We start from the raw sequence: 12,404 nt of genomic DNA, 5'->3' as shown, positions 1-12,404 counted from the left end.
TATGAAGCCATCGGGTAGGAACTGTTGTTTTTACCCTATCTTTTTTTACAAAAATTCTTTTAAGAGAAAGAGGAATGATCATGAGACTGGCGGCAGGTACAACAAATCAGGCAAAATTGCAGGCTATTTATAATATATTTTATAATGGGGCGGATATAATCCCGTGCAAAGTTCCATCCAATGTAAGCGAACAGCCATTTTCTGATGAGGAAACGATCCAAGGAGCGATCAATCGAGCAAAAAATGCCATTGCTGAAACGGATGCTGATATTGGTTCTGGTTTGGAAGGAGGGGTAAATGAATCACTACACGGATTAATGTTGTGCAATTGGGGAGCACTTGTTATACGCGAATTTTCTGAACAACCTTTTATCGCCGGCGGTGCACGAATTGTTTTGCCTGCTTATATTAGTCAGAGATTAAGAAATGGGGAAGAATTGGGACCGGTAATGGATGACTTTTGTCAACAAGAAAATATTCGTTCTCATGAAGGGGCAATCGGAATTTTTACCGATGGCCAAGTAAACCGGGTTGAGATGTTTACACAGGTAGTGAAATTATTAAAAGGGCAATTCGATTATGCCAACAAAACAAGTAACGGGGGCTGATCATGCTTCGAAAATTACAAGTAATTCAATTACTGTTGTTCGTTTTTCTTTTATCTGCTTGTACTTCATCACTTCAGGATAAACAGCAAGATGTTAAAGAGCTGTTGGAGTCAAGTGTGACGGCTGAAAGTGAGAAACCAAATAAAGAGACCGATGATATTCGTTTCTATTTACCTTTCGCAATGAAAATGAATGAATCGGATGCAAATAATATCCTTGTTACAAAAGGAGACCAAATATTTATTTTATTCATCAATAAGAATGAAAAAGAGGATAGCCGGGTTGTTTACGAGGCGATGTTAAAGGAAGCTAATTCCTATACGTTTACTGAAACATTTACGAATAAAAATAAGTTCGGTTATGTGTTTTTAAAAGAAACAAACAAAGATGAATATGAACTGACGGTCGGAATCGGCGGCTATAAAATGACTACCATGACAGATATGAAGCGATTAACCCAGGATGCGGAAACGATGATGAAAGTGGTATCTTCTATTGAATTAAAGGGATAATAACAGCTAATTGGTACCATATGTTGCGTTGGAGACTTAAAGAAGACAAAAACGAGTTGACGCGATAAAGCATCTTCACATTGGAGACCTCCACGAGGGAAGTTGCAAAAGAGGTACTAAAAACAAGATAGTGGAAAGTCTTGTCCTCCTTTGCTAAACTCTATAAGAGAATATTTCCAACCAAAATTTTTAAATATTGCTGGAGGGTTTATAAGTGGAAAAATTACAATCCGTTGAACAATTTGAATCGCTAAAGAATAGTGGAAGTCATGTCTTTTTATTTACGGCCGGATGGTGCCCGGATTGCCGTTTCCTTGAACCATTTTTGCCGGAAATTGAAAATGAATATAAAGAATACACTTTTGTTTCCGTTGACCGGGACGAATTTATCGACTTATGCGGGGAACTGGATATTTTTGGCATCCCAAGCTTTGTTGTTTTTAAAGATGGTCAAGAAATCGGACGTTTTGTCAGCAAAGATCGGAAAACAAAAGAAGAAGTGGAAAAATTTATGGATTCATTAAAGTAGTTCCTGTGCATCCATAATATGGAGTGATTCCTATGAAAATGTCGGTTACAACCTTGAAAAAAATTTTAGAACAACGTTTAGCAGGCGACAACCGGAAAATTACTTTCAATCGTGATAAAGATGAATTAAGGGTGGAAGATACAAAAATCAAAAAAGGGATTAATATTTCTTTACCACCAATTATCGGGAAATGGGAAAAAGAACGGGACCATGCTATTGATGAAGTTGTCTATTATGTAGAAGCAGCATTAAAAGCGATGACGTCATCAATCGAATTGACCGGACAGGAGAAAAACATCTTTCCGGTCATTCGTTCCACCTCTTTTCCGAAAAGAACAGATACAGGTGGAGAAATGTTAGTGGATGAGCATACCGCGGAAACGAGGATTTATTATGCCTTGGATTTAGGCAATACATATCGACTAATTGATGAAAACATGTTAGCAAAAGAAAATTGGGAGCCGAACATGATCCGGGAAATGGCCAAGTTTAATTTACGATCCCTTGCTAATCCGTTGAAAAAAGACTCCGTCCGCGGGAATGACTTTTATTTTTTAAATACGAATGACGGATATGATGCGAGCCGGATTTTGAATGAAAACTTATTGAAAGAAATGGAAGAAAAGGTTGAAGGGAAACTCGCTATCTCCATTCCCCATCAAGATGTTTTGATTTTTGCTGACATAAAAAATGATATCGGATATGATATATTGGCCCAAATGACGATGAGTTTTTTTACAAATGGAGCGATTCCAATTACTGCCCTCTCTTTTTATTATGAAGATGGGAAACTCGAACCGATTTTTATTATGGCCAAAAACCGGCCGATTAGAAAGGAGTAATCGAATGAACATTTTTTACAATAAAGAAGGAGTCGGCGATATATTTTTAATTTCGTTGAAGCCGGTAAATCAAGCAAATTTTACATATGAGAAAAAAGATGATGTTGTAAAAATCGTAAACAGTGAGACAGGTGAGACAGCAGGGTTCAACCTCTTCAATGCCTCAAACTATGTTTCTTTTACTGTGACGAAAGGACTTGTAGACTTGACGGAGGAATTGGTGGCGAAATTAAATGAAATCATAAACAGTCACGGATTCACCGATCAGTTAACTGCTGATCTTTCACCAAAATTTGTTGTCGGTTATGTGAAAGAAAAGGAAAAGCATCCGCAAGCAGACAAATTAAGTGTTTGTAAAGTCGATGTTGGAACCGAAATATTACAAATTGTTTGCGGTGCGCCTAATGTGGATGCCGGGCAAAAAGTCGTTGTCGCTAAAATTGGTGCAGTGATGCCGAGCGGTCTTGTTATCCAACCTGCTGAACTTCGCGGTATATCTTCACAAGGAATGATTTGTTCAGCCCGGGAATTAGCACTTCCAAATGCTCCGGAGAAAAAAGGGATTCTTGTTCTGGAAGATACATATACGGTAGGAACTGAATTTAAATATTAAAAGCAGCTAAAAAACAAGATTAAATTGGCTGCAGTTGCAACTCAAGCATCTTAAGTTCTGGTAGTGTGTTATCACTGGTACTGCGCTTTTCAAATAAGAGGCAGAATCCTAAATCAAACATTACAATAATATGGTTTAGTTTTGCGTTTTAGCAAACCAATCAAATCGATGAAATACGTTCTCGTCGCCGTTTTAAGGTGAGAAATGCTTGTTTCTGGCGACGAGACCTATTCTCGTCGTCGTATTTGGATGAAAAACTTGATTTTTTGTGACGAGCCTTGATCTCGTCGCCGATTTAAGGTGAAAAATGCTCATTTTTGGCGAAGAGCCTGAATCTCGTCACCATTTTCCGGTGAAAAACGCACTTTTTTGGCGACGAGACCTATTCTCGTCGTCGTATTTGGGTGAAAATCTTGATTTTTTGGCGACGAGCCTTGATCTCGTCGCCAATTTAAGGTGAGAAATGCCTGTTTTTGACGACGAGCCTTGATCTCGTCGCCGATTTAAGGTGAGAAATGCCTGTTTTTGACGACGAGCCTTGATCTCGTCGCCGTTTTAAGGTGAAAAATGCCTGTTTTTGGCGACGAGCCTGAATCTCGTCACCACTTTGAGGCGAAAAATGCTCATTTTTGACGACGAACCTGAATCTCGTCGCTGTTTTGAAGTGAAAAAATCCTATTTTTGGCGACGAGACCTATTCTCGTCGTCGTATTTGGGTGAAAAATTCTATTTTTTGGCGACGAGGACAAATCTCTCGTCAGTCACATTAATGCGCCCCCCCTTTCCTAGTTGAGGAATTTCTATTTCCTGAGCAAATGTAAAAAAAATGATCAACTTGTAAAATGACTGCTTCAATTGTCATGTTAGTTTTCCCCCCTTTCAACTTCATTTTATAGTAAAATGTTATTGTATGTTTTGAAAGAGAGTGATGGAAATGGATTGGTATAAAAAATGGTTTTCTTTTTACCAAGATGATGAGGATGAATGGCTAGGCCCAACTAACGATGCGGTTCAAAGCAAAGAGCTTAAGACAAAAGTAACATATCAATATCCAAAAAGTTCCACGAATCGGCCTTTAATTGAAAAGGGTGAGGGCAAACATATCATTCATCATCGTGCAAACATGAAAGAAGGTATGTCCGATATTCGTGATCTTTTACAGCGGCGCCACGAAGCTGATATTCGCCGGTATGAAAAGAAAAAGGAAAAGACATCCTCTGCACCGCAATTGGGACCCACCTCAAAACAAAATAATCAAGCATCTGAAGCAATTAGCAATGATGTTCATGAGGTTCGGCAAGAAAAGATTCATAAAAAGCGACCATTTCATCCAACTGAAATTCCTTCACCTATTTACGGGTTTCAAAGGAGAAAAAAACAGGATGACATCATTGAATTTGAACTGACCACTTTTGAGAGAAATGCAGAAAATAAAAAATTGTCTGGTCACGAGTTCCATGATGACCAAGATGAGATAAGGGAAACTGTTCAAAGCAGAGATCATTCAAATTTATATGAGGATGGTCAAGAAAAAGAACAAATAACAATCAATCAACTTCCCAATAGGAAGGAAAAACCGGATCAGCCGGAATATAGTCAGCAATGGGCTGCCACAAATAGTCAGATAACAGATAAAGAAAATTCCTTATCAATGAAAATAGAGGTACAGACGGAAAATAATGGTGATACGTCAACCTCATTTCCGGATATGATCCAATCAAAACAATCTGACTTTGACACCGAAACACAAGATCTTTCTTCGTTGTCGCAGGAAGCAATCGGAAAAATGGAAGAAACAACTCCGGAACAAGAAAAAAATCAAGAAATTAACGATGATTTCATGAAAGCGGAGAGGACTGAAGCCCCCCTTTTAACGTCATCAGAAACAGCTGAATCCGGGGAAGATATACAACTGACCGAGTGGAGTATTGAAACAGATAAACCAGAGAAGCACTATTTGCAAGATGTCCCAACTGTAAATCAAGATTCCAAGCAACAAGAAGCGCTTGAATTCGAAAAAAATAATCAAGAGCCGGTCATGCGAGAAGATGAATTTGCCAAAGAACCGGATGATGACTTGAATAAGGAAACAGTCACTGTCGAGGAATTAACCGATACAGTGGAGATCGACCCAACAAATAACAATATGGAAAAGGTAGAGGCAAAAGAAATTCAAAAAGCAAAATCAATGAATGAACATAAGGAAAATGTTGCGAAAGAAAAACAATCTGGTAAACGAAACGATCAAGAACAAGCGACGAAACCGACAACGAAAAAACATCTTCCTTTCAATGTTCTTATGTTGAAAAAAGACCGGGAATTTTTGAAAAAGAAAGCGGAACAGCAAATTTTTCAACAAATGGCTGCTGCCGCTACAGAAACCAATACAGTTGAAGAACAGGACTATCAATTCCCGTCCCGTAATCTTTTAAATAAATTTACTTTTCAACAATCCAATGACGAGTGGATTGAGGATCAAAAAGCGATTCTAAACAATACGTTACGGAGTTTCCATGTCGGTGCGAAAGTCGTTGATGTTTCTGTCGGTCCCACAGTAACTCGTTTTGAATTATCCCCTGATATGGGAGTGAAGGTAAGTAAAATTACCAACTTGACGGATGACTTAAAACTAAGTCTTGCCGCGAAAGAAATTCGAATTGAAGCACCGATTCCGGGTAAACACACAATCGGGATTGAAGTACCGAATAAAATCAGCCGGCCGGTTTATCTGCGAGACATCATCGATCAACCGAGTTTCATTGATGCAAACTCTCCATTAACAGCGGCTCTTGGTCTCGACATTACGGGTAAACCGATTATGACCGATATTAAAAAAATGCCCCATGGTTTAATTGCCGGTGCGACAGGTTCCGGAAAAAGTGTTTGCATTAACACATTTATTATCAGTCTTTTATATAAGGCCAGACCTGAAGAAGTAAAATTATTATTAATCGATCCAAAAATGGTGGAGTTGTCTCCATATAACGGCATTCCACACTTAATTAGTCCCGTCATTACCGATGTGAAAGCAGCAACCCAGGCGTTAAAGTGGGCGGTCGATGAGATGGAAAGACGATATGAATTGTTTGCTCATTCCGGTGTACGTGACATTAGTAAATTTAACGAGAAGTGTGAAATGCAAGAACAAAAATTACCATATATTGTGATTATTATTGATGAATTAGCTGATTTAATGATGATGGCACCGGCTGATGTCGAAGAAGCGATTGCCAGAATTGCCCAAAAGGCTCGTGCATGTGGTATTCATCTGTTGATTGCGACCCAACGACCTTCTGTTGATGTCATTACCGGTTTGATTAAAGCAAATGTACCGACACGGATTGCTTTTTCCGTATCGAGTCAAATTGATTCCCGTACGATCATTGACATTAGTGGAGCGGAACGTCTGCTTGGAAAAGGCGATATGCTATTTGTGGCAAACGGAACGGCAAAACCGGTCCGCATTCAAGGTGCTTTTATTACAGATGAAGAAATTGAAAAAGTGGTTGACCATGTTCGGACCCAAGGTGAACCGAATTACTTATTTGAACAAGAAGAACTTATTAAAAAATCTGATTTAGCCGAGAATGATGAACTTCTTTATGAGGCTTGTGAATATGCATTAGAACAAGGAAATATCTCTACATCAAGTTTACAAAGACATTTTCGAATCGGCTATAATCGGGCAGCACGAATTATTGAATTGATGGAAGAAAAAGGCATGATTTCGGAGGCAAAGGGTAGTAAACCGCGTGATGTATTAATGACAAATAACGATTTAGACCAGTTGAAGGAGCTTCTATAAAGATGGAAACATGCAAATAAAATTGCAGAAACCGGGTCGACTGATCGAAAAATCCTACCGACCCGATTCAAAAAAAATTTTATAAAACTCGGCTTTTGTTGAAAATTTTAGGTTTGGCGGGCAAGGATATAGATAAGCGATAGTTTTTTTGAAATGAAAATGCTATAATACATAAAGTGCGGTTCAGCGCATTATGTAGTGAACAATTCTAATTGGATTAGGGACAGGAAATTTTTGAAAGGCTGTTTTCGCCAACGGTCGTGAATATTTTACGTTACTTGCAAGCTTGGAAGCCGGCGAAAGTCTTTGCTTGAGCGAAAGGGTCGGTTCATTTTAAAAAATAACGAACTTTTGGAAAATGGCTTTTTGAAATTTGTACGAAACACGAAATAAGTTCTCTCATACATATAATGCATATTATATAGTGACATTGTTGGAGGTTCTAACATGACTATTTACCATTTTGTAGGAATTAAAGGATCCGGGATGAGTGCCCTTGCACAAATCCTTCATAATATGGGTTTCAAAGTCCAAGGATCGGACGTAGAAAAACATTATTTTACGCAAGATTCATTGGAAAAACTAGGAATTCCCATTTATCCTTTTAAAGAAGACAATATAAAACCGGGAATGACAATTATCGCGGGAAATGCATTTCCTGATTCCCACGAAGAGATTCAAAAAGCGTTGGCATTAGGACTGCCGGTCATACGTTATCATCGCTTTTTAGGAGATTTTATTCAAAATTATACAAGTATCGCAGTTACCGGTGCTCATGGGAAAACATCGACAACCGGGCTTCTTTCGCATGTCATGGAATTGGCAAAACCAACATCTTATTTAATTGGTGATGGAACAGGGAAAGGGGTTAAGGACGCCACTTATTTTGTTTTTGAAGCATGTGAATATCGTCGCCATTTTCTTTCATACTTTCCCGATTACTGTATTATGACAAATATAGATTTTGACCATCCCGATTATTACGCCAATGTAGAGGATGTTTTTTCTGCTTTCCAAGAAATCGCATTGCAGGTGAAAAAAGGAATTATTGCTTGCGGTGATGATGAGCATCTGCAAAAAATTCAAGCGAAAGTTCCGGTACTTTTTTATGGCTTCGGTGATGAAAATGATTTTCAGGCACGAAATATTGAAACGACACAGGAAGGAACAACTTTTGATGTCTTTGTTCGTAACAATTTCTATTCTTCCTTCTTCATTCCGTTATTTGGCGATCATAATGTATTGAATGCATTAAGTGTCATTACGATTTGTCATTATGAGGATATTGATGTTTCGATTATTCGTGAAGGGTTAAAAACATTTCATGGCGTAAAGAGGAGATTTACTGAAAAAAGAATTGGTTCGCAAATATTAATTGATGACTATGCCCATCATCCGACCGAAATCCGGGCAACACTAAATTCGGCAAGACAAAAATATCCGGATAGAAAATTGGTTGCCGTCTTCCAACCGCATACTTTTACAAGAACACAAACCTTTTTAAATGATTTTGCCAATAGTTTAAGTGCAGCTGATGAAGTGTTCCTTTGTGAAATTTTTGGATCGGCTCGGGAAAATCACGGAAATTTATCTATCCAAGATCTACAAGCCAAGGTTGATGGAGCACAAATTTTAGCAGAAGAAGATGTTGCCAAATTAGCTGATTTTGAAAACAGTGTTGTCTTGTTCATGGGTGCCGGGGATGTTCATAAATATCAAGAAGCCTATGAACGCTATTTGAAAAAAGAACATAAAACCGTATAAGGTGATAGAAAATTGGAAAGCTGTCTGACGGAGTTTTGCGATTCACTAACCGGAAGTTTGACCGGATTATTGGCTCGTTAAGGACCTGTTGGATGGCTTTTTTTGTATACGGGAGAGCTTTTCGGTACTTTTTCAGATACCTGTACGAAATATTTAATAAAAAATTAGTATATAGGCTCGATTCTTCTTTGTAAAAATGTTTTAATTGAAATAGAATAGAATGTAAAGATTGGTAAGAGAGGAAATAGAAGGGAGTTTTTCATAATGGAAGCGATTTTGTACATAAGTGTGGCTGTAGTGGCCGTTGCTTTTGTTGTATTGGTCATTTATATTATACAAACATTAAAATCATTAACACAAACGTTAAACCATATTTCACATACTGTAGAAAGTTTGGAAGGGCAATTGCAAGGGGTAACAAAGGAAACAGAAAATTTACTCAAAAAAACCAATGATTTGGCGGCTGATATCCAACAAAAGTCAAAAAAACTAGATTCTGTCGTCATAGCGGTAGAAGAAGTCGGACACACCCTTCAGGCATTTAATCATTCAGTGAATAGTATTTCAAACACAGTCATTCAAAAAGTGGCAGATAATCAGGATAAAATTTCACAAGTTATCAGCTGGGGGAAACTTGCCGGCGAACTGAAGGACAAATGGATTGAAATTAAGGAACGCAGAAAACATAATAAGGAAGCAAATATTGTCATCGATAATCGAACAGAGTAGGAGGATGATGAAAATGGAAGAAAACAAAAAAGCGGAAACAAGGGAGACAAAGGATTTCTTAACAGGTGTGATTATCGGGAGTGTAATTGGTTCGCTTGCAGCTCTATTATTTGCACCAAAATCCGGAAAAGATTAACGTAGCGAAATTCAATCAAAGGCCAATTTTGCTTTAGATAAAAGTGATCAAGTCAAGAATATTGTGATTCAAAAAGGCAATGATGTCCGGGAATTTGCCAATGATGCCAAAGAAAAATTAACGAAAGCTGTTCAAGAGCAAACAAACTTCTTAGTCGACGCCGTACAATCAATGACAAAAAAATCCGATGATGAAGCCATAGAAGTATTAGAAGATGCCAAGCAAACAATTGAGGAATTATCAAATGAAATTGATGAGAAATTGGCAGCTTTAAAAAATAAGGGGGATAAATAATTTGCCTCTCAAACAAATATACGAAGAAAGTGAATTTAAATCGATTCTGGAAAAAGAAAGTTCATTCTTATTATTCAAACATAGTTTAACTTGTCCATTTAGCCGAGGTGCATTTGACCAATTTACTGCTTATTTGGAAGAACATAATGAAATCAACGGATATTATTTAACGGTCCAAGAAAGTAGACCATTGTCCAATTATATCGCAGACCATTTTGCAATTAAACATGAATCCCCGCAAATCTTTTATATTAAGAGCGGAGAGGTACAGTGGCACAATTCTCACGGCGAGATAACGAAAGAAGCGATAGAAAAAGTTACCTTATAAGATCATACAATGAACAAGAGAAGAGGGATTGTCCTAAGGAAAGTTCTGATGGGGACAGTCCTTTTCTTAAAATAAGCCTTCCCCTCATATAGGTGGTGCCACTTAATAAGACAGCTTCGTTGGTACAAAAGCATGTATGACCGCCAAATAACGAAAACCCGGCAACAATCTTTATCAAGGCAGGTGATTTTTTTGCAAAAGTGGAACCATTTCCCTATCCCATTCGCTATTATGGATGATCATGACAAACTCGTTTCATACAACCAAGCATTTGAATCATTGTTAACAGGATTAGGAAAGGATAAAAACATAACCGATTATTTACAAGTGGTCCCGAATCAATCAGACCCTAATTTATTAATGGCAAAAATCACCGGGAAAGATTATTTAGTTATTAAAAAACAAATCAAGCAAAATGAAAATCTATTAGTCGGAATTGAAACAAGCGGTGTCACCGATTTGCTCGAGGCATTGAATGATTTGAAACGACATAAGTATGAATTGGAAGCTGTTTTTGAACATTCCTATGACGGTATTTATTTGACAAATCGGGAAGGAGTGACGATTCGGACAAATGCTGCAATTGAACGAATTACCGGGATCCCGAAACATTATTATCTTGGGAAAAATGTAAAGGATTTAGTAAGACGGGGGATTTTAAAAAATTCCGTAACAGAAGAAGCATTGAAGAAAAAGAAAACGGTGTCATTTGTCCAAAAAAATTATATTGGAAATATTACGCTTTTAACAGGAACTCCGGTACTTGACAGTCAAGGAAATATTGATATGATTGTTACCAATATTAGAGACCTCACTGATTTGAATCGAATCCAAGCGGAACAAATTGATTATCTTAAAGACCATGAATTCCAGACGGAGGCCCCGCAACCAAAAAATGAATATGAGGAAAAGTACGGGATTGTTGTTCAAAGTGAGCAAATGTTAGCCATTTTTGAAACAGCGAAACGAATTGCTAATTTTGATGCAACCATCTTAATTTTAGGGGAAACCGGTGTCGGAAAGGATGTTTTAACAAATTTTATCTATGAAAATAGTGACCGAGTGAAAACCGGAAAACTGATTAAAGTAAATTGTGGTGCCATCCCGCCGGAATTACTTGAATCCGAATTATTTGGTTACGAGGCCGGTGCTTTTACCGGGGCGAATCGGAATGGCAAACCAGGTATGTTTGAATTAGCGAATGGCGGTACATTGTTCCTTGATGAAGTGGCTGAATTACCATTAAATTTACAAGTAAAACTTTTACGTGTTCTGCAGGAAGGGGAAATCCAACGTGTAGGGGGAACGAAGCCGAAGAAGGTTGATGTCCATATTATTGCCGCAACCAATCGAAATTTATATGAGATGGTGGTACAGGGTGAATTTCGGGAAGACCTCTATTATCGACTCAATGTGATTCCAATTCATATTCCTCCGTTGCGTGAACGTCGGGAAGATATATTGCCGCTTATCCATTTGTTTTTAAAAACATATAATCAAAAATATCAGTTGTATAAGGAATTTGATTACGAACTGATTGATTTTCTCACGGTGTATGATTGGCCGGGGAATATTCGTGAACTTTCTAATTTGATTGAACGATTAGTGGTTACCGTATATCAAGATAAAATCGGAATTGATCACTTGCCAAAAGAATACCGTTCCTCGGAAATCGTTGGACAACAAACTCAACTTTCATTGAAAGAAGCCGTGGAAGACGTTGAGAGGAGGCTGTTGCGTCAGGCGGCGAAAAAATATCAAAATACATATGAAATTGCACGAGCGCTGCAAACAAGTCAGCCAACCGTCGTCCGCAAGTTGAAGAAATACAACATCAAAGTAAAAAATGAATAGTGTGAAGGATTGAAAAACTGTTCCAACCCATTGTCCGGAGCAGTTTTTTTCAATTTTGACAATTAAATTAAATCATAGGGTGAAACCATGTTCTCAGTCTGTTTACTTTGGCTTTCGTGTCAAAGTCGAGTGTTTTTTAATTCAAAAATGAATTATTCGATACAAAATTAAATCAAATAGAAACATAGGAATATGGTTTAATAATTCATAATTGCATTACATTTTATCCCATCTTAACGGGCAGTAAGTCCCTCACCTCAAGATTTTTGAGTTACAAAGAAGATTGGTAGGGTATGAACTGCCCGTAAAGGTCCAATTGGTTCAACTAACCATCAGTGATGATAAAAACCCACTGATTTAAGTTTCACTTGATTATGCATATTGTTATCG

General features: G+C 37.8%; 13 protein-coding genes. All 13 read left to right on the top strand.

The window, feature by feature from the left end:
* Window positions 1–80 precede the first annotated feature (80 nt).
* The 13 genes from NSQ14_RS13760 (at window position 81) to NSQ14_RS13700 (ending at window position 12,014) form a co-directional block, all read left to right on the top strand.
* Window positions 81–608, top strand: a complete 528-nt coding sequence (locus NSQ14_RS13760; RefSeq protein ID WP_346217125.1) for a DUF84 family protein — start codon at window positions 81–83, stop codon at window positions 606–608.
* A gap of 2 nt (window positions 609–610) precedes the next feature.
* Complete coding sequence (locus NSQ14_RS13755; RefSeq protein WP_340497489.1) at window positions 611–1,120, top strand: hypothetical protein; 510 nt, start codon at window positions 611–613, stop codon at window positions 1,118–1,120.
* Between the two features lie 214 nt (window positions 1,121–1,334).
* The gene (locus NSQ14_RS13750) at window positions 1,335–1,649 is read left to right on the top strand and encodes a thioredoxin family protein (protein WP_041845697.1); all 315 of its coding nucleotides are present in this window, start codon (window positions 1,335–1,337) and stop codon (window positions 1,647–1,649) included.
* Between the two features lie 32 nt (window positions 1,650–1,681).
* Window positions 1,682–2,491 carry a DUF1444 domain-containing protein gene (locus tag NSQ14_RS13745; protein ID WP_041845696.1) on the top strand — a complete coding sequence of 270 codons (810 nt, stop codon included), beginning with the start codon at window positions 1,682–1,684 and terminating at the stop codon, window positions 2,489–2,491.
* A 4-nt stretch (window positions 2,492–2,495) separates the two neighbouring features.
* Window positions 2,496–3,104, top strand: a complete 609-nt coding sequence (gene ytpR / locus NSQ14_RS13740; protein WP_041845695.1) for a YtpR family tRNA-binding protein — start codon at window positions 2,496–2,498, stop codon at window positions 3,102–3,104.
* A gap of 307 nt (window positions 3,105–3,411) precedes the next feature.
* Window positions 3,412–3,564 carry a hypothetical protein gene (locus tag NSQ14_RS13735; protein ID WP_161792927.1) on the top strand — a complete coding sequence of 51 codons (153 nt, stop codon included), beginning with the start codon at window positions 3,412–3,414 and terminating at the stop codon, window positions 3,562–3,564.
* 474 nt (window positions 3,565–4,038) lie between these two features.
* The gene (locus tag NSQ14_RS13730) at window positions 4,039–6,909 is read left to right on the top strand and encodes a DNA translocase FtsK (protein ID WP_346216490.1); all 2,871 of its coding nucleotides are present in this window, start codon (window positions 4,039–4,041) and stop codon (window positions 6,907–6,909) included.
* Window positions 6,910–7,356: 447 nt separating this feature from the next.
* Window positions 7,357–8,673 (top strand): UDP-N-acetylmuramate--L-alanine ligase, encoded by a 1,317-nt coding sequence (gene murC, locus NSQ14_RS13725; protein WP_227091753.1) that lies wholly within the window; start codon window positions 7,357–7,359, stop codon window positions 8,671–8,673.
* Window positions 8,674–8,937: 264 nt separating this feature from the next.
* Complete coding sequence (locus NSQ14_RS13720; RefSeq protein ID WP_227091754.1) at window positions 8,938–9,402, top strand: DUF948 domain-containing protein; 465 nt, start codon at window positions 8,938–8,940, stop codon at window positions 9,400–9,402.
* Between the two features lie 13 nt (window positions 9,403–9,415).
* Window positions 9,416–9,538: a hypothetical protein gene (locus tag NSQ14_RS13715; RefSeq protein WP_346216489.1), complete on the top strand. Its 123-nt coding sequence runs from the start codon at window positions 9,416–9,418 to the stop codon at window positions 9,536–9,538.
* Window positions 9,539–9,601: 63 nt separating this feature from the next.
* On the top strand, window positions 9,602–9,832 hold the full coding sequence (locus tag NSQ14_RS13710) for a hypothetical protein (protein ID WP_346216488.1): 231 nt from the start codon (window positions 9,602–9,604) through the stop codon (window positions 9,830–9,832).
* Window position 9,833: 1 nt separating this feature from the next.
* Window positions 9,834–10,160 (top strand): bacillithiol system redox-active protein YtxJ, encoded by a 327-nt coding sequence (gene ytxJ, locus NSQ14_RS13705; protein WP_095142305.1) that lies wholly within the window; start codon window positions 9,834–9,836, stop codon window positions 10,158–10,160.
* A gap of 183 nt (window positions 10,161–10,343) precedes the next feature.
* Window positions 10,344–12,014 carry a sigma-54 interaction domain-containing protein gene (locus tag NSQ14_RS13700; protein ID WP_428831596.1) on the top strand — a complete coding sequence of 557 codons (1,671 nt, stop codon included), beginning with the start codon at window positions 10,344–10,346 and terminating at the stop codon, window positions 12,012–12,014.
* Window positions 12,015–12,404 lie beyond the last annotated feature (390 nt).

This window comes from Caldifermentibacillus hisashii, from assembly GCF_039654145.1.
GTDB lineage: Bacteria > Bacillota > Bacilli > Bacillales > Caldibacillaceae > Caldifermentibacillus > Caldifermentibacillus hisashii.
Note: the sequence above shows the minus strand (reverse complement) of the source record. Positions and strands in the feature narration are given on the sequence as shown.